Annotated in this window: 19 protein-coding genes; 5 read left to right on the top strand and 14 right to left on the bottom strand. The window is 72.7% G+C overall.

Annotated features, from left to right (window positions below; genetic code table 11):
• Window positions 1-139: 139 nt before the first annotated feature.
• Window positions 140-895 (bottom strand): dienelactone hydrolase family protein, encoded by a 756-nt coding sequence (locus ABZT12_RS19025; protein WP_356385320.1) that lies wholly within the window; start codon window positions 893-895, stop codon window positions 140-142.
• A gap of 124 nt (window positions 896-1,019) precedes the next feature.
• Window positions 1,020-1,640 carry an L-threonylcarbamoyladenylate synthase gene (locus ABZT12_RS19020; protein WP_356385317.1) on the bottom strand — a complete coding sequence of 207 codons (621 nt, stop codon included), beginning with the start codon at window positions 1,638-1,640 and terminating at the stop codon, window positions 1,020-1,022.
• A gap of 112 nt (window positions 1,641-1,752) precedes the next feature.
• On the opposite strand from ABZT12_RS19020, the gene ABZT12_RS19015 reads away from it, so the two are divergent.
• The gene (locus ABZT12_RS19015; RefSeq protein ID WP_356385314.1) at window positions 1,753-3,291 is read left to right on the top strand and encodes a helix-turn-helix domain-containing protein; all 1,539 of its coding nucleotides are present in this window, start codon (window positions 1,753-1,755) and stop codon (window positions 3,289-3,291) included.
• Window positions 3,292-3,594: 303 nt separating this feature from the next.
• On the opposite strand, the gene ABZT12_RS19010 is transcribed toward ABZT12_RS19015, so the two are convergent.
• The 3 genes from ABZT12_RS19010 to ABZT12_RS19000 are packed head-to-tail and all read right to left on the bottom strand — an operon-like array spanning window position 3,595 to window position 6,129.
• Window positions 3,595-4,635 (bottom strand): NAD(P)-dependent alcohol dehydrogenase, encoded by a 1,041-nt coding sequence (locus ABZT12_RS19010; RefSeq protein ID WP_356385311.1) that lies wholly within the window; start codon window positions 4,633-4,635, stop codon window positions 3,595-3,597.
• A gap of 20 nt (window positions 4,636-4,655) precedes the next feature.
• The gene (locus tag ABZT12_RS19005; protein ID WP_356385308.1) at window positions 4,656-5,438 is read right to left on the bottom strand and encodes an SDR family NAD(P)-dependent oxidoreductase; all 783 of its coding nucleotides are present in this window, start codon (window positions 5,436-5,438) and stop codon (window positions 4,656-4,658) included.
• Window positions 5,439-5,445: 7 nt separating this feature from the next.
• Complete coding sequence (locus ABZT12_RS19000) at window positions 5,446-6,129, bottom strand: TetR family transcriptional regulator (protein WP_356385305.1); 684 nt, start codon at window positions 6,127-6,129, stop codon at window positions 5,446-5,448.
• A 244-nt stretch (window positions 6,130-6,373) separates the two neighbouring features.
• On the opposite strand from ABZT12_RS19000, the gene ABZT12_RS18995 reads away from it, so the two are divergent.
• The gene (locus ABZT12_RS18995; protein ID WP_356385303.1) at window positions 6,374-8,641 is read left to right on the top strand and encodes an MMPL family transporter; all 2,268 of its coding nucleotides are present in this window, start codon (window positions 6,374-6,376) and stop codon (window positions 8,639-8,641) included.
• A gap of 3 nt (window positions 8,642-8,644) precedes the next feature.
• On the opposite strand, the gene ABZT12_RS18990 is transcribed toward ABZT12_RS18995, so the two are convergent.
• The 3 genes from ABZT12_RS18990 to ABZT12_RS18980 all read right to left on the bottom strand — a co-directional run bounded on the left by ABZT12_RS18990 (window position 8,645) and on the right by ABZT12_RS18980 (window position 12,197).
• Entirely contained in the window at window positions 8,645-9,760 is a 1,116-nt protein-coding gene (locus ABZT12_RS18990; RefSeq protein WP_356385300.1) for a PP2C family protein-serine/threonine phosphatase, read from the bottom strand.
• Between the two features lie 56 nt (window positions 9,761-9,816).
• On the bottom strand, window positions 9,817-11,004 hold the full coding sequence (locus tag ABZT12_RS18985; RefSeq protein ID WP_356385297.1) for a glycoside hydrolase family 64 protein: 1,188 nt from the start codon (window positions 11,002-11,004) through the stop codon (window positions 9,817-9,819).
• A 299-nt stretch (window positions 11,005-11,303) separates the two neighbouring features.
• Entirely contained in the window at window positions 11,304-12,197 is an 894-nt protein-coding gene (locus ABZT12_RS18980; RefSeq protein WP_356385294.1) for a Gfo/Idh/MocA family oxidoreductase, read from the bottom strand.
• Window positions 12,198-12,493: 296 nt separating this feature from the next.
• Here ABZT12_RS18980 and ABZT12_RS18975 point away from each other — a divergent pair, with 296 nt between their 5' ends.
• On the top strand, window positions 12,494-13,351 hold the full coding sequence (locus ABZT12_RS18975) for an aldo/keto reductase (protein WP_356385292.1): 858 nt from the start codon (window positions 12,494-12,496) through the stop codon (window positions 13,349-13,351).
• 23 nt (window positions 13,352-13,374) lie between these two features.
• Here the strand turns inward: ABZT12_RS18975 and ABZT12_RS18970 are convergent, their stop codons facing one another.
• Window positions 13,375-14,412, bottom strand: a complete 1,038-nt coding sequence (locus tag ABZT12_RS18970; protein ID WP_356385477.1) for a helix-turn-helix domain-containing protein — start codon at window positions 14,410-14,412, stop codon at window positions 13,375-13,377.
• Window positions 14,413-14,569: 157 nt separating this feature from the next.
• Here ABZT12_RS18970 and ABZT12_RS18965 point away from each other — a divergent pair, with 157 nt between their 5' ends.
• Complete coding sequence (locus tag ABZT12_RS18965; protein WP_356385289.1) at window positions 14,570-15,043, top strand: hypothetical protein; 474 nt, start codon at window positions 14,570-14,572, stop codon at window positions 15,041-15,043.
• Window positions 15,044-15,050: 7 nt separating this feature from the next.
• Here ABZT12_RS18965 and ABZT12_RS18960 read toward each other — a convergent pair whose 3' ends face one another.
• The gene (locus ABZT12_RS18960) at window positions 15,051-17,096 is read right to left on the bottom strand and encodes a SpoIIE family protein phosphatase (RefSeq protein WP_356385286.1); all 2,046 of its coding nucleotides are present in this window, start codon (window positions 17,094-17,096) and stop codon (window positions 15,051-15,053) included.
• A 211-nt stretch (window positions 17,097-17,307) separates the two neighbouring features.
• Between ABZT12_RS18960 and ABZT12_RS18955 the strand changes: the two genes are divergently transcribed.
• A complete protein-coding gene (locus tag ABZT12_RS18955) occupies window positions 17,308-18,483 on the top strand; it encodes a serine hydrolase domain-containing protein (protein WP_356385283.1) in 1,176 nt (391 codons plus the stop codon).
• Here the strand turns inward: ABZT12_RS18955 and tgmB are convergent.
• The 4 genes from tgmB to ABZT12_RS18935 form a co-directional block, all read right to left on the bottom strand.
• Entirely contained in the window at window positions 18,455-19,435 is a 981-nt protein-coding gene (gene tgmB / locus ABZT12_RS18950) for an ATP-grasp ribosomal peptide maturase (RefSeq protein ID WP_356385280.1), read from the bottom strand. The two genes, ABZT12_RS18955 and tgmB, sit on opposite strands and share 29 nt — an antisense overlap.
• Before the next feature lie 16 nt (window positions 19,436-19,451).
• Window positions 19,452-19,643 carry a putative ATP-grasp-modified RiPP gene (tgmA, locus tag ABZT12_RS18945; RefSeq protein WP_356385277.1) on the bottom strand — a complete coding sequence of 64 codons (192 nt, stop codon included), beginning with the start codon at window positions 19,641-19,643 and terminating at the stop codon, window positions 19,452-19,454.
• A 163-nt stretch (window positions 19,644-19,806) separates the two neighbouring features.
• On the bottom strand, window positions 19,807-20,103 hold the full coding sequence (locus tag ABZT12_RS18940) for a YkvA family protein (RefSeq protein ID WP_356385274.1): 297 nt from the start codon (window positions 20,101-20,103) through the stop codon (window positions 19,807-19,809).
• Window positions 20,104-20,556: 453 nt separating this feature from the next.
• Window positions 20,557-21,726, bottom strand: a complete 1,170-nt coding sequence (locus ABZT12_RS18935; RefSeq protein WP_356385271.1) for a hypothetical protein — start codon at window positions 21,724-21,726, stop codon at window positions 20,557-20,559.
• Between the last annotated feature and the right edge of the window lie 6 nt (window positions 21,727-21,732).

Genomic DNA, 21,732 nt, shown 5'->3' with positions numbered 1-21,732 from the left:
ACCTCCGTGTGGGGGGGCGTACGGAAATTGGTCCGTACCACTCTGAGAGCGCTCTCAGAGTCGCGCCGGGATGAGTGCATGTCAATGCGTAGGGACGAAGGTGCCCGCGGCGACCGGCGCCGCGGGCAGCGGGGCGGGATCAGAAGGTGCGGGCCAGCAGGTCGAGCAGCGCGGCCCAGTGACGCTCGTCGGCCTCGGCGCCGTAGGAAGCGGTGTCGGCCTGGGTGTAGCCGTGCCGCGCGCCCGGGTAGACCTCGCAGCGGTGCCGTACGCCCGCCGCGGTCAGCGCGTCCTCCAAGCGCTCGATCTGGTCCTCGGGCAGCGACGGGTCCTGGTCCGCGTGGCCGAAGTACAGCTCGGCGGTGATGTGCCGGGCCGCCAGGTGCGGGCTGTCCGGGTCGTCGGTGGCCAGCCGCCCGCCGTGGAAGCCGGCCGCCGCGGCGACCCGCTCCGGGTAGGCGCCGGCCGTGTGGAGCGCGAGCCGCGCGCCCATGCAGTAGCCGGTGATCGCGACCGGGCCGTCCGCGACCAGCGGGGACTCCGCCAGCCACCGCAGGTAGGCCCCGGCGTCCCGCCTCGCGAGCTCGGGCGTCAGCCCCTGGATCAGTGGGAGGAACTGCTCGAAGACGTCCGGACGCGCGTGCGGGTCGATGAAGTCGGGCAGCTCCACCACCGGAGCCCGCCCCGCGCGGTAGAACACGTTGGGTACCAGGACCGCGTACCCGGCCGCCGCGAGCCGGTCGGCCATCGCCTTGAGATGCGGACGCAGACCGAAGGCGTCCTGGTAGAGCAGGACGGCCGGCCGGGGACGCTCGTCGGCGGGACGCGAGAGATACGCGTCGGCGGTGCCGTCCTCGGTGGGGACGTCCACGATGGTGGCCTCTACGGCGGTCATGTCGGGGGTGCCTTCCTGGTGGCATCGGCGTCGAGCCACGGGCCGGCCCGACACGGCGTGTGCCGTCATCGTGGCACGCGGACCCGGCCCCTCCGCGCCCGGCCTCCCGGCACCCCCGCGCGGGTCACTCGAAGCGTGTCGCGTCCCCCGCGCCGTACCGGACGATCTCCGCCTCGCCGCTGGAGAAGTCGATGACCGTCGTCGGTTCCGTGCCGCAGTCCCCGGAGTCGACCACCGCGTCCACCACGTGGTCGAGGCGGTCCTTGATCTCCCAGCCCTGGGTCATCGCCTCCTCCTCGTCGGGCAGCAACAGCGTGCTGGAGAGCAGCGGTTCGCCCAGCTCCGCCAGGAGGGCCTGGGTGACGACGTGATCGGGGATGCGCACGCCCACCGTCTTCTTCTTTGCGTGCAGCAGCTTGCGCGGGACCTCCTTCGTCGCGGGCAGGATGAAGGTGTAACTGCCCGGCGTCGAGGCCTTCACGGCGCGGAACACGTCGTTGTCGATCCGCACGAACTGGCCGAGCTGGGCGAAGTTCTGGCACACCAGGGTGAAGTGGTGCCGGTCGTCCAGCCGCCGGATGGAACGGATCCGGTCGATGCCGTCCCGGCTGCCGAGCTGTGAGCCCAGCGCGTAGCAGGAGTCCGTCGGGTACGCGATGAGCGCACCCGACCGCACACTGTCGGCGATCTGGGCGATGGTGCGCGGTTGCGGGTTGTCGGGGTGCACGTCGAAGTACTTGGCCACGGGCCGAGCTTATGCCGTGGCCCCGGGCGCCGCCGCGCGGCGGTACCCTCCGCGGCCCCGGCGCCGTCCCGGGTGTCGGGTAACGTCCCCTCCGTATGCCGAGGTCAACGCGATGGACGAGGTGAAGGGCGAGGTGGCTGACGGAGCGGACCGGGACGACGGGCCGGACACCTGGGCGGAGCAGTTGCTCGACCAGCTGCGGCCCGGCACCCGTGACCTCCGCAGAGTCGTCGACTGGCTGGCCGCCGCCGTGCGCGGCACGGTCTGCCTGCGGGACGACGCCGGCACCCTCCTCGCCGGCTCCCCGATGCCACTGGACGACGGCCTGGTCGCGGAGCTCGTCGCCGGCCGCGTCTCCTCCGCCGCGCTGGAGGACGGAGGCCGCCATCTGCGCCTGGTCGGAGTCCGCCAGCCGCACCCCTCCTCCAGCGTGCTCGCCGTCTCCCGCGAGGCACCCTTCGACCGGCGTACCTCCGACATCGTGACCCACACCGCGGGCGTCGTCGAACTGCTCCTGCGCGAAAGGGAGATGACCACGGCCCGTGGCCGGCTGGAGCGGGCGACCGCCGATCTGCGGCTGGCGATCCTGCAGTTGCTGATGGTGGAGGACACCGTGTCGGCGCGCCGGGTCGCCGCGGGGCTCTGGCCCGGTCTGCTCGACACCGACTCGGCCTGCGTCTACGTCGTCGAGGGCGGACCGGAGGGACGCGACCGGCTGGCCGAGGAGTGCCAGGACGCGACCGACGGACACGCGCTCGTCGTGCGCTGCCCGGCCCGCGACCAGCACCTCATCGTCGTCGTCCCGGCCCGCGCCACGGAGGACGCACTGCGCGCGCTGATCGGCCGGCGCCCGCACACCTACCTCGGCGGCAGCGTCCGGCAGAGCCTCGCGCAGACCGCCACGGCTTACGGACAGGCCATCAGCGCGCTGGCCGTCGCCCACTTCCGGCCGGACAGGGCGGCCGTCTACGCCGTACGCACCCGTCCCGAGCGGCTGATCGAGCCCGCCGCGCTGCACGGCTGGACCGGCCAGGTGCTGCGCCCGCTCGACTCGCTGCCGCACCACACCCGCGCCGAACTCCTCGCCACCACACGGCTCGGCCTGGAGTTCACCGCCGTCGACACGGCGAAGATCCTGGGGGTGAGCCGCAACACCGTACGCGCCCGGATGGAACGCGTGGAGCGCCTGCTGGGCACGGACTTCGACGACCTCACCGCGCGCGCCGCCGTCCACCTCGCGCTCAACACGGAGGCGGGACTCACCGAGATTCCGCGCGGCCCGGCGGGGCACCGGCCCGCGCACGTGCGCCCGGCCCGGCTCGCCGACCTGCTCGCCGGACCCGCCGTCCGTACCTGGGCCCGGGAGTTGCTAGGCCGCGTCAGCCGTGACGGACGGAACCTGCGCGGGACCCTGCGGGCCTGGATCGCCGCGGGCGGCAACGCGGAGCGGGCCGCGCAGGGCCTCGGCATCCACCCGCAGACCGTGCGCGAGCACGTGCGCGCTGCCGAGCCCGTACTCGAACGTCAACTCCTCGCCGGCGGCAGCGATCTCTACGAGGTCGTCCTCGCCCATCTCGCCCTCGGTGACCTGTCCGAGCCCGCCCTGAACCGAACGAACCAGGGCCATTCGGGCCGACCTGTGCACGAGTGAGCCCTCCGTCCGAAACGGAGGGCACCGCCGCGATACCCAAGAGGCCCGGCGCGCACGTAAGTTCAACAGTCCGTGCGGGCCGACCGGAACGGGGGACCGGTCGGCCCCGCGACGTCTCCACGGCCGGGCCCGGCCGCGCGGCCGTACCCGCACCCGGCCCATACCGATGAACGAGGGCGGGCGCGGTCAGCGCCTTCGTCCGGCCCTGCGGCGGTACGCTCCGATGCCGGACGCCGGACGGCCGTCGGCGACCAGCCCACCGGTGTCCTTCCCAGGCTCAACTGTGGCTGTGTGGGCGCGTGTTCAGCCGTTCGGCAGGATCACCGCGCGACCGGTGATCTCGCCGGCGTGCAGCCGTTCGTAGGCGAGCGGGGCCTCGTCCAGGGAGAACGTCTGGGTGTGCACCGACACCGCACCGGACCGGGCCAGCGCGAGGACCTCCACGAGTTCGCCGCGGCTGCCCCAGTAGGGCGCGTGCACCGACACCTCGAACGGCAGCCGTCCGAAGCCGACGGGCAGGGCGCCGCCGCCGATCCCGACGATCGCCACCTCGCCCTCGACGGCCGCCACCGCCCCCGCCGTCCTGACCGTGGGCTCGGCGCCGACGAAGTCGAAGACGGCCTCGGCGCCGACCCCGCCGGTGATGGCGCGCACCGCCGCGGCGGCGTCCGCGTCGGACAGCACCGTCTCGTGCGCGCCGACCGCCCGCGCCAGCTTCAGCTTCTCCTCGCTCACGTCCAGCGCGATCACCCGGGCCGGTGTCATCGCCCGCAGCAGCTGGATGGCCACGTGCCCCAGCCCGCCCGTGCCGATCACGACCGCACTCGACCCAGGAACCAGCTTGGGCAGCGCCCGCTTGATGGCGTGGTACGGCGTCAGCCCCGCGTCCGTCAGCGGTACGGCGGCGACCGGATCGAGCCCGTCGAGCGGGACCAGGTGCCGGGGGTCGTCGACGAGCAGGTACTCGGCCATCGCCCCCGGAGTGCCCAGGCCGGGCGGATTGATGCCCAGTTCGGCGGCGCGCAGACAGTAATTCTCCTTGCCCTCCGCGCACTTGGCGCAGGTGCCGCAGCCCCAGGGCCCGTAGACCGCGACCGCGTCGCCCTCCCGGACGCCGGTGACTCCCGCGCCCAGCGCGGCGACCGTGCCGACGCCCTCGTGGCCGAGGGTGAGCGGAAGGTCGTAGGGGAAGTCCGTGGCGGGCCAGCTCATCACCGCGATGTCGGAGTGGCAGACGCCGGCGGCGGTGACCTTCAACAGGACCTGGCCGGGGCCGGGTTCGGGGTCGGGGACGGTGACCACCTCGGGGGCGGCGCCGATGGTGCGGTACTGCAGTGCCTTCATGACGGAACTCCTTCTCGTGCTCAGACGGCGGTGTAGGCGCCGTCGACCAGGTGGTAGCCGCCGGCCATGAACGAGGCGCGCTCGGAGAGCAGGAAGGCGATCAGCTCGGCGACCTCCTCCGAGCGGCCGAGGCGGCCGGCCGGGTGCAGGGCGACCAGTCCGTCGTGCGCGGCCTTGTCCATGGTCTGGAGCAGCGGTGTCTCGATGAAGCCGGGGCCGACCGCGTTGACGCGGATGCCCTTGGAGGCGTACTCGGCGCCGGCGGTCTTCGTCAGGCCGAGCACCCCGTGCTTGGCGGCGACGTACGCGATCGAGCCGGGGAAGGCGACCGAGCCGAGGATCGAGGCGACGTTGACGATGGCACCGCCCCGGCCCGCGGCCTCCATGACGGGGAGTTCGTAGCGCATCGAGTAGAAGACGCCGTCGAGGTTGGTGCGCACGACCCGGTCGTAGGCCTCGATGTCGTAGGCGCCGGTCGGTGCGCTCGGGCCGCCGATGCCGGCGTTGTTCACGGCGAGGTCGAGGCCGCCGAAGGTGGCGACGGTGAACCGTACGGCCGCCTCCACGGACTCCGGACGGGTCACGTCGAGGGTCACGGCGGCGGCCTCGATGCCCTGCGCGGTCAGCTCGGCGGCCGCCTTCTCGGCGCCTTCGGCGTTGTGGTCGGCGATGACGACCCGGGCGCCGCCGGCGCCGAGACGGCGGGCGGTGGCGAGGCCGATACCGGAGGCGGCGCCGGTGACGAGGGCGGTCTTTCCGGCGAACTCGGTCGCGTGGTCGGTGACGGGGGTGGTGTCGCTCATGGTGCTCTCACTCTTCGGTAGTGCCGGGTGCGGCCGCTTGTACGGCGGCAGCTATGAGGGCGTCGTAGGCCCGCTCCACCAGGGCGCCGAGCTCTGCGGCCGCCGAGCCGTGCTCGTCCGTGCCGCGCGCCCAGACGCGCAGGGCGGCGGTGAGGACTCCGGCGGCGGCGTCGACGATCACGGCGGGGCGTACGTCCTGGACGTCGTCGGTGCCGAGCCGTTCGGCGAGGATGCGGATCGACTCCTCCTGGGCGTCGACCCGGATGCGTTCGTAGGCGGCGAACAGGGCCGGCTCGCGGTCGACCAGGGCCAGCAGCCGCCGCATCCGCGGGCGGACGTGTCCGGCCGGGGTGTCCTCGTCGGCCAGCCAGTCGGCGACCGCCCTGCGATAGGCGAGGAGCGGTGGTTCACCGGCCGGGCGGGCGCGCAGCAGGGCGTTGATGCGGTCGCCGTCGCCGCGCACGAAGTCGAGGGCCGCGTCCTCCTTGCCGGTGAAGTGCCGGCTGAACGTGCGGCGGGTGACGTCGGCGCGCTCCGCGATCGCCTCGACCGTGGTGGCCGCCGAACCGTGCTCCAGCATCAGCTCCATGGCGGCGGTGGCCAGTGCGTCGCGGGTGCGACGGGCCTTGCGCTGCCGCCGGTCCACGGAGGCGGTGCCGACGGGGTCGGCGGGGGGCTCCATTGCCTTCATGGCTCCGACCGTACACCCATGATGTCCCGTTGGGACATGTGACTCGGTGGGACTTCTGTCCTAAGGGGACAGAAAGCCTCTTCCTCCGGGCGCACCAGAACGAAGCAGGTTCCGGGGACGAGGAGTTGGGGGACCCCTGCCTCTCCCTGGGGGACGTGGGCGGGCCCCGGCCCGAGATGCCGTAGTGATCCACCCGGGGTTCAATGAGGACGTCCGAGTGTCGCCCGGCGAAAAGAGCCAGGCCATGTCGCCCTCCGGTGTCAGTACGCGAAGCAGCGGGACGGCCCCCAGAAAGGGGGCGTTGCGGCGGCTGGGAGAGTGGTGCGCCCGGCACTCCGTGGTCGTCATCGTCGCCTGGCTGGTGGTCCTGGCCGCCCTCCAGATCGTCAACAGGTCCTTCGGCGGCGCCTATTCGGACAACTTCGCGCTGCACGGCGTCCAGTCCCAGGAGGGCCTGGACGTCCTGAAGCAGCACGACCCGGCGGCCGGCGGCTACAGCAGCCAGATCGTCCTGCACGACCGGGACAAACCGCTGACCTCGCTCGACTCGCAGATGTCCCAGACCGTCGGCGACCTCCAGAAGCTGCCGCACGTTTTGTCGGTGCAGAACCCGCTGCCCCCGCCCGGCACGTCGTCGTCCCAGCAGCCCTCGTCCTCCGGACAGTCGCAGCAGAACGTCGGACCGCTGTCGTCGGACGGCAAGACCGGCTACATCACCATCCGCTTCGACGTCCAGCCCTCCACCCTCGGCGACGGCTACCTCCCCGGAGTCGACCACTCCGTCCAGCCGCTGCGTTCGGCCGGCGCCCAGGTCGAGTACGGCGGACCGCTCGGCGAACTCGCCCGGCCCACCGCCGACGACCGGGTGAGCGAACTCATCGGCTTCGCCGTGGCCGTCGTCGTCCTGCTGATCGGCTTCGGCAGCGTGATCGCGGCCGGCCTGCCCCTGCTCACCGCGCTGCTCAGCGTGGTGGGCGGACTGGCCTGCCTGGGACTGCTCGCCGCCGCGTTCACCTTCGCGACCGTGTCACCGACCCTGGCCACCATGATCGGCCTCGGAGTCGGCATCGACTACGCGTTGTTCCTCATCACCCGGCACCGGCAGAACCTCATGGACGGCGCGGACCCCGTACGGTCCGCCGGACAGGCCACGGCCACCAGCGGCCGTGCCGTGCTCGTCTCCGGCTGCACGGTGATCATCGCCCTCGCCGGTCTCTCCGTGTCCGGAGTCAGCTTCATCGCCAAACTCGGGGTGGCCGCCGCTGTGACGGTCGTGTCGGCGGTGGCGGGCGCGCTCACCCTCGTCCCCGCCCTGCTCGGGCTCATCGGCAGACGCCTCGACCGCTACCGGGTCCGCCGGCCGGTCGCCGAGACCGACGCCGAACCCGGCGCCGTACCCCACGGCACCTGGCACCGCTACGCGCGGCGCGTGGAACACCGGCCGTGGACCTTCCTCGCCGCGGGCGTCGCCGTCGTGGTCGTCCTCGCCATCCCGCTGTTCTCGATCCAGCTCGGCCACATCGGCGACGGCGCCGACCCCACCTCGTTCACGGACCGCCGCGCCTTCGACCTGATGACCGATGCCTTCGGACCCGGCTCCAACGGACCGCTCACCGTCGTCATCGACCAGAGCGGCGTCCCCTCCGGCCAGCGCTCGAACCTCGCCTCCCAGGCCCAGCAGACCCTCGACAAGGTGCCCGGTGCCGCCACGGTCACCCCGCTCACCACCACCAAGGACGGCGACGTCCTGATCGGCACGGTCTACTCCACGCAGTCCCCGCAGAGCGCCGGCACCACCGACCTCACCAACCGGCTCGTCCACGACACCCTCCCCGACGCCGTCTCCGGCACCTCGGCCAAGGGCTACGTCACCGGCACCACGGCCGCCCAGGTCGACTTCCGGGACATCGTCGCGGCCCGGCTGCCCCTGATCATCGGCGTCGTGGTCGCCCTCGCCTTCCTCATCATCCTCGCCGTCTTCCGCGGCCTGCTCGTCGCGGTCAAGGCCGCCGTCCTCAACGTGCTGTCCATCGCGGCCTCCTACGGCGTCGTCGTCGCCGTCTTCCAGTGGGGCTGGGGCGGGCCCGCGCTGGGCGTCTCGGGGAAGGTGCCCATCGAGAGCTATGTCCCGATGATGATGTTCGCGATCATCTTCGGACTGAGCATGGACTACGAGATCTTCCTCCTCTCCCGAGTCCACGAGAACTGGCTGCGCACCGGCGACGCCGAGGCCTCCGTCGCCCACGCCCTGGAGATCACCGCCCGCGTGATCACCTGCGCCGCCCTGATCATGGTGAGCGTCTTCGCGGCCTTCGTCCTCAGCGACAACATCGTGGTCAAGATGCTGGGCCTGGGCCTCGCCGTGAGCGTCCTCATCGACGCGACCGTCGTACGGCTGCTGATGGTGCCGGCGGTGATGACACTGCTCGGCAGCCACGCCTGGTGGACGCCCCGCTTCCTGGACCGGATGCTGCCGCACATCGACGCCGAGGGTGGACACGAGGGGACCTGAGCCTCAACTCCCGTCCGTGGCGCGGGGCGTGAGCACGAGCATCGTCACATCGTCCTGGACCTCCGGGCAGTGCACCAGCAGATCGCGCCACACCCGCTCCGCCAGCACGGCCGGGTCCTCGTGGTCGAGCGCGGCCAGCCGCGCGGCGAAGGGATAGAAGGCACCGCTCGCGTTCCGCGCCTCCCAGACCCCGTCGGAGGCGAGGAACAGCCGGTCCCCGGGGCGCAGCCGCACCGTGCGACCGCACAGCGGGCCGGCGTCCGACAGCCCGAGGCCGAGCGGGGTCCACGGCGCGATGTCGGTCTCAGTGACCCGGCCGTCCCGCAGCAGCACCGGCGACGGCTGCCCGCACGCCACGATCCGTACCGCGCCCGCGTCCTCGCTGAACTCCAGCAGCACCGCCGTGGCGAACAGCTCCGCGTGCCGGGAACGGGCCGAGTCCACCACCAGCCGCCGGTCCAGCCGCGCCGCGACCGACTCCAGGTCCGGCCGGTCGAGCACCGCCTCCCGGAACGCCCCCAGCAGGGACGCGACCGTCGCCACCGCCGACAGACCGTGCCCCTGCACATCGCCCATCACCGCCCGCACCCCGTACGGCCCGTCCCGCACGTCGAAGAAGTCCCCGCCGACCAGCGTGCCGCGCTGCGCCGCCCGGTACAGCCCCGCGCACCCCACCGGCCCGACCCGGCTCGGCAGCGGCGGGACCAGGGCGCGCTGCGCGGCCTCGGCGACCGTGCGCTCCAGGTCGAGCTGGGCGTCGCGGTGACTGCGGACGAAGGAGACGAAGACGCTGAGGAGCGCGACGAACACGATGGTCAGCAGGTCGGTGTCGCCGGGATCGTTGAGAGAGAAGGCCGGCACGGTCAGCAGGGCGACCGTGGCGCCGCCCAGCAGCGCCGTCGCCAGGGGTCCGTACGACAGTCCGGCCAGCGGCGGGATGGCGCCCAGCAGGAAGCCGATGTCCAGCGGTCGCGGGCTCAGCAGCGTCGCCACGCAGACGGCCACGACGAGCGCGCCCGGCAGCACCCGCACCCACAGCGGCGGCGGCGCGCCCCGCAGCCACCCCCGCCGGGCCGGCTCCCGGCTCCGGCGCAGCGCCGGGACACGCACCTTTCCCACACCCCCACGCTCCTCCGCGGGACCCGGCCCCGCACGCCGAGCGCGGGTCCGCCGCCCTAGAACGGGGTGAGCGTGAGCCGGATGCCGGTGGGAGCGGTGTCTTGCACGTACGAGGCGAAGTCCGACACGTCGTCGAAGGCGAAGCCGTACGCCTTGCCGTCCTGGGTCGCGGCGTGCACCGCGGCGGCGTAGTGGTTGGTGAGCTCGGTCCGGTAGAAGTCGGACGCGTCGGTGGACGGCTGGGTCGTGTCCGACAGGAGCGTCGAGCGGTTGAAGCCGGCGCCGAGCACGGCGGCCACCGGGCCCGTGGTGCCGTCGTTGGGGGCGGCCAGGTTCCCGTCGCAGAACAGCACGTCCCGCGTCGAGGGTTTGGCGAAGGACACCGAGGCCGGTCCGGTGAAGGTGAACCGGTCCGCGCGCACCCGTCCGGTGAAGGCGCCCGCGTTCGTGGTGACCGTGAGGTCCTTGCCGGTGTACGTGCTCCACACCTCGTCGATGTACGGCGCGAAGTAGTCCGCCGCGAACAGGCCCGCGTCCAGCCCGTGCCCGGGTGCGACGACCCGGGTGTCGTCCACCACAAGCGGCGCGAACTCCTCGACCTTGCGCACCGCGTCGAAGACCGCCGCGCGTCCGCCGTCGCGCAGTGTGCCCGTCGTCTGGTCCTGCGCGCCGGTCAGCCGGATGCTCATCGGCACGCTGAACATGTCGACCATCGTCGTGTTGCAGAACATCCCGGAGGCGTTGTGCGTGAACTCGGCGCAGTCGTGCAGCACACCGTAGTTGGGGTCCGACTTCACCCAGCCGGCCGGGTACTGCAGGGCAGCGTTGCCGTTGCCGTCGGTCACGGCCTTGAACTTCAGCTTCGCGCCCAGCGACACGTAGATGCGGCCCGAGAGATACGGCAGGGACAGCGTGGTCTCACCGCTGCCGCTGAGCGGGATCGCGTAGTCCGTGAAGCCGTCGGCGCCGTTGTCGGAGAGGGCGATCGGCGCGATGGCCCCGTCGGGGGTGACCCGTACCTGCTTGCCGTCCTGGTTGCCCACGATGTAGACGAAGACCGAGGAGTTGGCGAAGGAACCGCTGCTGTTGACGAGCGTCAGGGGAAGCGCGCCGGCCGCCGAGGTGGCCGGCCCGGCGAGGGCGTAGGGAGCTATCGCGGCGACGGCCGGGGCGGCCACCACCGCGCCACCGAGGGCGAAGAGGACCTTGCGGCGGCCGAGCGCGCGCTGGTGACGAGGGGTCATGTGGGGGAACCTCCGGACTGCTGGACCTACGGGGACGACCCGGGCGGTTGCCGACTACCTGTGAGAGCGCTCTCATTCCGAGAGGGGGCACCACCGCGGGGCCCTGATGCTACGCACGACGGCGACCCCGACCAACTGTCCCGTCCCCCCCTCAAACCGCCCTGACCTGGGGCTACTTGAGACGGCTCACAGGAATCGGAAGCGCTTAATCCGAACTTAAGGCCCACTTAAGCGCCACGGGCCGCGAAATCCGGTGCGCCTCTCCTCCGACGGTGTGAGCCGGCCCGGACGCGCTCGGCTCACACCCCCGTCCCCGGTGCCTCCAGCACCGCTTCCGCCGACGCGAGGATCTCCGTCACCCGCAGCCCGAACGCGGCGTCGCACGGATGCGGCCGGCCCGTACCGGCCGCGTCGAGAAGGGCGTCGGCCGCCCGCGCCAGGGCCGTCACCGCGCCGTCCGTGCCGTCGGGCAGGTGGGTCACTCCGGCCTCGCCCCGCAGTTCGACGCCGGCCCCGGCCGCCGCGGGCGGCGCGCTGAGGGTCAGGGTCAGGGTGCTGGTCGCGCCCCCGGTGTGTTCGAGGACCAGATGCACCGTGTCCTTCAGGCCGCGCGCGGCGGCCGCCACCCGGCGAACGTCACCGAGGACCGGCAGCAGCACGGACAGGGCATGCGGACCGACATCCCACAGGGCGCCCTTCTGCTGCCGCCACGGCGAGGCCGCGAACGGGCTGTCGCTGGTGAAGACCGACCCCAGCCACTGCGCCCGCCCGGTGAACCACCCACCCACAGACGCCTGTTGGTCGATCCAGGCGGCCGGCGCCGACTGGAAGCGGGTGGTGAAGAAGACGACCGAGGCGACCCCGGCCTCCTGGACGGCGTCGGCCACGGCCCGCCCCTGCTCCACCGTCGTGGCGAGGGGCTTGTCGAGCAGCAGGTGCCGGCCCGCCAGTGCGGCCCGTACCGCCAGCTCCGCCTGGACGGCCGGCGGCAGCGCGATCGCCACGGCGTCCACATCGGCGAGCAGGGCGTCGACCTCGTCGTAGGCGCGGGTGCCGTGGCGCTCGGCCAACTCCTTGGCCGCGTCCGGGCGCCGGCCCCACAGCCCCACGAAGTCCAGTCCGTCGTGTCCGCTCAGGGCGGGGGCGTGGGCCCCCTGCGCCCAGGGGCCGGTGCCGAGCAGTCCGATGCGCATGCGCTGCCTCTCCACGGGGTCGTATCCACCGGGTCGTACCTGGTGGCGGCCGGAATCGGCCCGGCCGGTCGCCGGTGAGCGTGCCACACGGAAGGGGCGGACGCGCAAACCGAACCGGCGTTGCCTGCCCGGTTCCCGCGATTGAGCGCCCCGGCTGCTGGATGCGTTCGGTTTCTTCTATTGGACCTGCGGACCCGCGCCCGACAGGCTGGTCGTACGTCACGTCCGTTGCCGCCCGTCGCGCCGGCACCGGACGGCAGGGTTCGGCGCGGCGATCGGAAGAGAAGGGGAGACCCATGCAGACTCGCCGCATCGGTGACGTCGAGGTCGGCGCGATCGGTCTGGGCGGTATGCCCATGTCGATCGAGGGACGACCGGACGAGAGCCGTTCGATCGCCACCGTCCACGCCGCGCTCGACGCGGGCGTGACGTTGATCGACACCGCCGACGCCTACCACCTGCACGCCGACGAGGTCGGACACAACGAGACCCTGATCGCCAAGGCCCTCGCCTCCCATGAGCGGGGCGCCGACGTCCTGGTCGCCACCAAGGGCGGTCATCTGCGCCCCGGGGACGGCAGTTGGACCCAGGACGGCAGCCCCCGCCACCTCAAGGAGGCGTGCGAGGCGTCACTGCGCCGGCTGGGTGTGGAGGCCATCGGGCTCTACCAGTTCCACCGCCCCGACCCGCGCATCCCCTACGCGGAGTCCGTCGGCGCGGTCCGCGAACTGCTCGACGAGGGCAAGATCCGCATGGCGGGCGTCTCCAACGCCGACCCGGACCAGATCCGGCAGGCGAACGAGATACTCGGCGGACGGCTCGTCTCCGTACAGAACCAGTTCTCCCCGGCCTTCCGCTCCAGCGAGGCCGAGCTCCGCCTCTGCGACGAACTCGGCATCGCGTTCCTGCCCTGGAGCCCGCTCGGCGGTATCACCCGAGCCGGTGAACTCGGCTCTGCCTACGCGCCGTTCGCCCGTATCGGCGAGACGCACGGGGTCAGCCCGCAGCAGGTCTGCCTGGCCTGGATGCTCGCCAAGTCCCCGGTCGTCGCGCCGATTCCGGGCGCCAGCCGGCCCGAGACGATCCGCGACTCGGCAGCCGCCGGTGAACTCACCCTCACGGACGAGGAGTTCGCACAGCTCGACGCCGCCTGACCCGCACCACCCAGCCCCACCTCTCACCTCTCACTCGCACCCCCCGTTCCGCGTATCGGTGAACTGCTCGTACCGGAACGGGGGTTCGCCGGAGAGGCAAGGGCATGAGCGACGCCGGTCCGGCCGTGGAACGCGGCTCGGTACGCCTGCGGGCTGGTGCCGACCACCCGCCGGAAACGCTCCCGGAACGCGGTCGGCGAGCCGAACCCCGCCTGCCTGGCGACGCGTTCGACCGGGTGGTCACTGTGCTCCAGCAGATACTGGGCGCGCCGGACCCGGGCCCGCAGCAGCCACTGGAGCGGTGTGCTGCCGGTCTGTTCGCGGAAACGGCGGCTGAACGTCCGCTCGCTCAGCCCCGACCGGGCCGCCATCCCGCCGAGGGTCACCTCGTGGGCCAGGTTGTCCTCGATCCACCGCAGCAGGGGTTCGAGCGTCGAGCCCTGCGGGATCGGCGGCTGCTGTTGGACGATGAACTGGGCCTGGCCGCCCTCGCGTTCGAGCGGCATGACCGACATCCGGGCCGCGTCCGCCGCGACGGCCGACCCCAGATCCCGGCGGACCATGTGCAGACAGAGGTCGAGTCCCGCGGCGGCACCGGCCGAGGTGAGGATCTGCCCGTTGTCGACGTAGAGCACGTCCGGCTCGACCTCGACGCGCGGATGCCGCCGCGCCAGCGCGTCGGCGGCCGTCCAGTGGGTGGTGGCGCGCAGCCCGTCCAGCAGTCCGGCCTCGGCCAGCACGAACGCCCCCACGCAGACGGAGGCGATCCGGGTGCCGGCCTCCGCCGCCGCCCGCAGCGCGGCCAGCACCCGCTCGGAGACCGGGGCCGCCCGCTCCGAACAGCCGGGCACGACGATCGTGTCGGCGTCCTCCAGCGCTTCCAGCCCCCACTCCAGCCGTAGCGCGAACCCGTCCGTCGCCACCTCCGCGGCCTCGCCGCACACCCGGACCCGGTAGGCGGGACGGCCGTCGGGCAGCCGGGTACGCCGGAACACCTCCATCGGCGCCGCCATGTCGAACGGGACGACGTGATCCAGGACAAGTACCGCCACGGTGTGCATGAACGCCACGATAGGCACCTTCCCGCCACCCCCACGACACCGGGTTCCGGTGCGGCGAGCGGCGAGAACACCGGTCCGGGACGCCTGGCGGGAATCCGTCGGACCCTGTCGTTTCTGCCCCTGTGCGAGCGAGGCGTCCTTCCCTAGCGTGGGCCGGGTGACCAAGATCCTTCTTATCCTCCACGTCCTGGCCGCGATCGTCGCGGTCGGCCCCGTGACCGTCGCCGCCAGCATGTTCCCGCCGGCCGCCCGCCGCGCCCACCAGGACGCCGGAGCCGGCACCACGGGCGCGGAGGTGAGCACCGTACGGCTGCTGCACCGCGTCTGCCGCGTCTACGGCGCGGTCGGCCTCGCGGTACCCGTCCTCGGCTTCGCCACCGCCTCCGCGATGGGCGTCCTGGGCAGCGGATGGCTGATCACCTCCATCGCGTTGACCGCCGCGGCGGCCGGCCTCCTGATCGCCTTCGTCCTGCCCCGGCAGGACGAACTCGTCGAGCAGGTCGCGGCGGGCCGCCCCGTCGAGCGTGCTGCCACCGTTCAACTGGCTATGTTCACCGGCCTGTTCAACCTGCTGTGGGCGACCGTCACCGTCCTCATGGTCATCCGGCCCGGTTCCAGCACGGGCGCCTGAACGGTCGTCAGCCGGTGGCGCGGACCAGGAGAAGCGCCACGTCGTCGTCGGGTTCGGGGCGCAGCGCGTTGAGCAGCATGTCGCTCGTGCCCTCCAGGGTGTGGCGGGAACTCTGCAGCAGCCGGGTCAGCGTTCCGAGGCCGACGTCGATCGACTCGCCCCGGTTCTCCACCAGCCCGTCGGTGTACAGGGCGAGCAACGAGCCCGCACCGAAAGGGACTTCGGCGGTGTCGAACTCCACCCCGCCGACCCCGAGCGGCACCCCGCCGGGAATGTCGAGGAGCCGGGCACTGCCGTCGGGCCCGATCAGCACCGGCGGCAGATGTCCCGCGCTGGACAGCGCGCAACTGCCCCGGCCGAGGTCCACCACCCCGTACGCGCAGGTGGCGATCGCGTCGCCGAGCGAACCGGCGATGTCGTCGAGATGGCGCAGCAGTTCGGCCGGAGGCAGGTCCAGCCGGGCCAGCGCCCGCGTCGCGGTGCTCAACTGGCCCATGATGGCGGCGGCTTGGACTCCCTTGCCCATCACGTCCCCGACGACGAGACCGGTCCGCCCCGGCCCCAGCGGCAGGACGTCGTACCAGTCGCCGCCGACCTCGCTCAGCGCCGGCAGATAGCGGGCGGCGATGTCGAGCCCCTCCTGCCGGGCCGGGGCCGCCGGCAGCAGGCTCCGCTGGAGGGTGAGCGCCGTGGTGCGCTCACGGCCGTAGAGGCGGGCGTTGTCGATGCAGATCGCGGCGCGGGCGGCGAGTTCGGAGGCGAGGAGCTGGTCCTGCTCGTCGAAGGGGCGGGTGTTGACAGTGCGGTAGAGGCTCAGCGTGCCGAGTACCTCGCCGCGCGCCATCAGGGGGACGGCCAGGTAGGAGTGGACGCCCGCCGCGCGCAGCGTCTGCGCGGCGCGCCCGTCCCTGGCGATGCGGCGGGCCATCGACCGGTCCACCTCGGGGACGAGGACGGCCCGGCCCTCGCGGACGCACTGGGTGATGAGGCGGTTCGGGCCGTAGGTCGCCAGCTCACCCACCGGGTCGGCCGCGTGGATGGCGTCGGTGAGATATCCGGCGGCGACGGCCAGCGCCCGGAACTCGACCTGGGCGTCCGCCGCGACCGGCGTGATCGCGCCGTCGGCGACGACCGACTCCAGCACGTCCACGGCCGCCAGGTCCGCGACCTGCGGCACCGCCACGTCGGCCAACTCCCTTGCCGTCTGCGGGAGGTCGAGCGTCGTTCCGATCCGCACCCCGGCCGCCGCCACCACCGACAGGTGCTGACGTGCCTGCGCGACCTCGGCGGCGGCCTGCTGCCGCTCGGTCACGTCCAGGACGGCCATCGCCAGCCCCAGCACCCGGCCCTGCGCGTCCTCGATCCGGTGGTACGACTCCGAGTACGCGCGGTCCTCGGTGTCGGCGGCCGTACGCCCCACGGTCTGCTGGTCGAGCAGGGGCTTGCCGCCGGCCAGCACGTGCCGCATCCGGGCGTCGATCGCCGCCACGTCCAGACCGGGCAGCACATCACCCAGGCGGCGCCCGATCAGCTCCGCCTCCGGCACCCCGTTCATGCGCTCCAGGGCCGGGTTGACCCCGATCCAGCGCAGATCGGTGTCGAACACCGCGATGCCCACCGGTGTCTGGTGGACGAGGCTGTGCGACAGCGCCAGGTCCCGTTCCACCTGTCGTACGGTCCGGGCGTCCGCGGCCAGGCCCAGCAGGTGTGGGCGGCCCTCCGGGTCGCGCAGCCGCATGGTGCGGAACTCCACCGGACGCTCGGTGCCGTCCCGGTGCCGCAGCGGGAAGACCCCCGCCCAGCGGACGCCCGCGCCGACCTGGGCGAAGAGCTTGCGGGCCCGCGCCCGGTCGTCCGGCGCCACCAGCAGCCGGTCCGCCCGCTCCCGCAGCGCCTCCTCGGCCCGGTAGCCGAGCAGCATCTCCGCCTCGGGGCTCCACAGCCCGATGAATCCGTCGGCGTCCAGCACCACCGCCGCGACCTGCAGAAGATCCAGCAGACCACCGGGGGCCGCCGTGATCCCGTCGTCGTCATCGGCCTCGTACGTGTGCATTCCAGCCGCTCCCTCCGGCGCGGCACCGGCACCGCCAAGATCCAGAACCACGGGTCATCCGATTACGGCACAGGGCGGCCGGGACGGCAACAGCACGGCGGCCCGGAGCCGGACGGCGCGGTGGGGGCCGTATGGAGCAGACACCCGCGCGGAGGGCGGGGCACCCCGTGAAGCTGAACCTGCCCTGTCCGCGCTCCCCCTTGGATGTTCCATGCGACGTGCCCTCCGTCTCCGTCTCGTCCCCGCCCTGGCCGCGCTCTGCGTCAGCGGTCTCCTCGCCACCCCGGCCAGAGCCGCCGACGACCCGTCGTTGCGGCAGCTCCTCGACCGGCTGGTCGCGGCCCCCGGCGGCCCGCCCGGCGTGATCGTCGTCCTGCGGGACGGCGACCGGCAGCGCGTCGTCCGCGCCGGGGTCGCCGACCTCGCGACCGGCCGCCCGATCGACCCCGACGACCACACGCGGACCGCCAGCACCAGCAAGGCGTTCAGCGGAGCGGTGGCCCTGCGGCTGGTGCGGGATCACCGCCTCGGGCTCGACGACACGATCGGCCGACGGCTGCCCCGACTGCCGCACGCCTGGCGGTCGGTGACGTTGCGCCAACTGCTCCAACACACCAGCGGGCTACCGGACTTCAGTGCGAGTCCACGGTTCGTCAGCATCGTCAAGGCCGATCCGCACCACCGGTTCGACTCCCGCCGGCTGCTGGACTTCGTGGCCGGCGAACCACTGGGCTTCCGGCCGGGCACGCGGTACCACTACTCCAACTCCGACAACATCGCCGTGGCCCTGATGGCCGAGGCGGCGACCGGACAACGCTACGAGGAACTCCTGCGGCGGTACGTGTACCGGCCGCTGGGCCTGCGCGACACCAGCCTGCCGCAGGGCTACAAGATGCCGCGGCCGTACATGCACGGCTACGACGTGAGCGGCTCCGGCCGCCCCCAGGACGTCAGCGAGGCCCTCGGCGTCTCCGGCGTGTGGGCCTCCGGCGGCATCATCTCCACCCCCCGGGACCTGACCCGCTTCATCGCCGGCTACGCCTCCGGCGCCCTCACCTCGCCCGCCGCGCTGCGCGCCCAACGGCACTGGATCGACGGCGCCTCCGAGCCGGCCGGACCGGGCCGCAACAGCGCCGGACTCGCCATCTTCCGCTACGAGACCCGGTGCGGTGTCGTCCTCGGCCACACCGGGAACTTCCCCGGCTACACCCAGTTCATCGCCGCCACCCCCGACGGCCGGCGCGCCCTCACCTTCTCCGTCGGCACCCAGGTGAACGCGGCGAGCACCCCGGCCCTACTCCGCCGCCTGCGCGCGGCGGAGGAGCAGGCCGTCTGCACCCTGCTCACCCGACAGCCCGTCAGGCCGCCTTCGAGCCACGGCCGTTGATCATGTCGTGCCGCCCGGCGGGACGGCCCAGCCACTCCGCGATGGTCCGCGCGATCGGCTGACCCGTGTCCACCTCCACGAACCCGAACTGGCCGGACTGGTTGCACTCCAGGAACCACCAGGTACCGTCCCGGTCCTCGGCGAAGTCGAAGGCCCCGTACGCCAGTTCGGCCTCCCGCAGATAGACGAGGACCGCCTCGGCGACGCGGGGCGGGACCTCGGCGGGCGACCACGGCCGGACGGAGGCGGCGAACCGGACGTCGACCTCGTCGGGAGCCGCGTCCGGCGCGATCTCCTTCCGGGCGGCGAGCAGTTGGTCGCCCACCACGGTCAGCCGGATGTCGGCGCGCTTGACGATCCGCCGTTGCAGCAGCGTGGGACCGAACGCCACGGCGCTGAAGTCCGCGTTCGGCTCGACCCGGCTGGTCGGCACCGCCCGCGGCGGATCCTGCGGGTGGGCCCCGGAGACGGGCTTGACCACCAGATCCGGGAAGCGCTCCGCGAACTCCCGCGCCGCCTGCGGAAATGTGGTGATGAGGGTGGCCGGCACGGGCAGTCCGCTGCGCTGCGCCAGACGGAGCTGCCAGGGCTTGTGCCGGGCGCGACCAGCCGCGTCCGGGTGGTTCATCCAGCGCACCTCCACACCGCGCAGCATGCCGTAGAGCGCCTGTGAGGACTCCTCCGTCAGCCAGGCGGAGGGCTGCGGACCCCGGGTGGCCGGGGTGCCGGGTCTGCGCATCCAGATCGAGCGCAGCCCGCTGAGGCTCACCAGCCGTCCCGCCGTGGAGAGATGGCCCCGGAAGGCGCCGTGCACGTACTCCCCGGAGAGGGCGACCCCGCCGGTGAGGTCGGCGGGATCCAGGCGGACCACCGGAACGCCGGACGCGTTCAGATGCATCACCACCATGTCCGCCGTGACGTCCACTTCGGAGGTAAGGACCAGAACGGTCATGTTCGTCGTTCCGTGTTCAGTCGTCGAAGTGGGTCTTCGATCCCGCGGTCGAGGTCGTCGTCCCCAGCTCTCTCAGCAGAGCGAGATCGCGGGCCGCGAGCCGCCCGTCGACGAGCACGTTCAACTGCAGCCCGGAGTCATACACGTACGGAGCCGTGACCTCCAACTCCGCCGCCGGGCGGGCGTAGTTGAGCGCGAACGGTTGCATCGTCTCTCCCTCGTCGGTACTGCCTCATGCAGGCGGTGGCCACCGTGCGAGTTCGCTTGGCCCGCCGACTTCCGTCTGTTTCCAGAGACTTATACGAATCGAACGGGTGAATGGTTTCCTTACTGTGCGTAGTCACAGAAAGGAACCGCGCTCAACGCCGTTGTCAGGAGGGATCCTTCGGCAGGCCCGGAGCCTGCTCGGGCAGCGCCGCGCGCATGCTGCGGAGGGCGAGGAGAAGAACGCCGATGTCATCCAGATAGATCGGATCGGGGAGCAGATCCGTCGGCAGTACGAGGTAGAGCACGGCCCCCCAGAACACCCAGCGCGGACCGGTGGGCAGACCGGCCCGCCGCAGGCCACGGCGGGTGCGGACCAGTCGCACCAGCAGTGTCACGGCAACGCCGAGCACCACCGCCGCGAGCACCGCGACGACGACGATCACCGCTGTGGTCGCATCCACGGGCGCCCCTCCTTCGATCCGGTTTCGTTGGGCCGTACTTCGACTACGTTTCCGGGTTCCCGGTAACGGCGTCCGTACCGCGGAGGTTGGGAACATCACACTCGACCGCCCGGCAGACGGCACGCGTACGGCGGCCGGGGTCGTCCGTGGCCGCCGTACGTTCTCACGCTGAGTGGCCATCCCGGCACAGGACATCACCCGCGGATCGGCCGCCTGGCGTGCGCGGGGGTGCGCCACCGCTGCCGCTGCCGGGAACGCTCCGATCACGTCCGGGCGCCTGTGGAACTCCCGCGTGGTGCCGGCGGTAGCGAACTGGGCGCAAACGAGAGGCGGTTCGCGACCGATGACGTGCGCCGGTACCCGGCCCGTCGGACCACCGGGGGCCGTGCCGTTCGCTTCCGGACGCCAACTCCCCGCCCACGTGCGCGGGTTGCCGCGGCAGGGACCGGGTCGCTACCGCTCAGCCGGCGGTGAGGGCGGAGTGCCGGGTTCGCCGGTCTCGGGCGCGGGAGCCGGCCGCAGGGCCTTGGCCGACTCCTTGAGACGGCCGAAGGTCCGGGCCAGGGAGGAACCCGTGGACGGCGCGGGGGCCGGCGGAGCGGACGGGGGCCGGGGCCCGGCGCCGTCCACGCCGGACTCCCGGTAGGCGACCAGGGCCTCGTGCGCGCGGTCGGCGGCGGCCCGGTACAGGTCGCGGGACTGGGTCATCGCCTCCAGCGCCTCGGCGTACATGGCCACGAGCCTGCGCTCATGGGCCAGTTCCTCCTCCAGGGTCAGCAGCCGCCACTCCTCGCGCAGCGCCGTGATGGCCTCGACGGCCCCTTCGGGCAGCGGCCTCGCCAGATCGGTGTAGCGGACCAGCGCCTTGACGACCTCGGTGGGCTCCGAACCGTCCAGGAAGACACTGCGCACCGAGAAGTCGCGCACGTCGTAGTCGGGAGCGGCCGGACGGCCGGGCAGCACCACCGCGCCGCCGCGCGGCACCTCCACGTCGAACTCGCGCAGGGCGTAGTTGACCGACCGCAGCTGGTCCGGGGCGGCCCGGTGCTCGATCACCCGGTGCCGCAGGCTCGGCGGCAGCAGCCGGGTCAGCGGCCCTCGGCCGCGCTCGTCGGGGGTCATCGCCTCGTGCACGACGACGTGGATGCCCCAGCCGTCGCGCGCGCCGTTCTTGAGGAGGCGGCGCAGCACCTTCTCGTCGGCGGGCACGGCGTTGACGTCCCGGTAGCGCAGACCGGTCCCGGCCTCGTGGTCCCACGGGTCGTCCTCGTCCTCCGGCCAGAACACGGTCGCGGGGGAGAGCCAGCCGGGTTCCCAGGCGTGCTCGGCCTCCGCCACCAGGATCCACTCCTGGCCGTCCCCGTCCTCGGGCCGCGGCGAGACGGCCAGCCGGGCCCGTACGGTCACGCCGTCGGCGACCCGCCAGCGCGCCTCGAAGACCGTGTCCGGTCCGCCGTCGGCGCCGCCCTCCCCCGGTTCCTGATGGTCGTCGACGACGCCGCTCTCCGTGAGCTGCCGAAGGCGTCGTCGTACGACCTCTTCGGCGTCGGAGCCGGGGCGGCGGCCACGAGCCGGCCACACCGTGTGGGGGATCGTGGTGAGAAGGGCGGAGGAGTTCAGCATGAGCCA

It is taken from the genome of Streptomyces sp. NPDC005423 (assembly GCF_040606415.1).
GTDB lineage: Bacteria > Actinomycetota > Actinomycetes > Streptomycetales > Streptomycetaceae > Streptomyces.
Note: the sequence above shows the minus strand (reverse complement) of the source record. Positions and strands in the feature narration are given on the sequence as shown.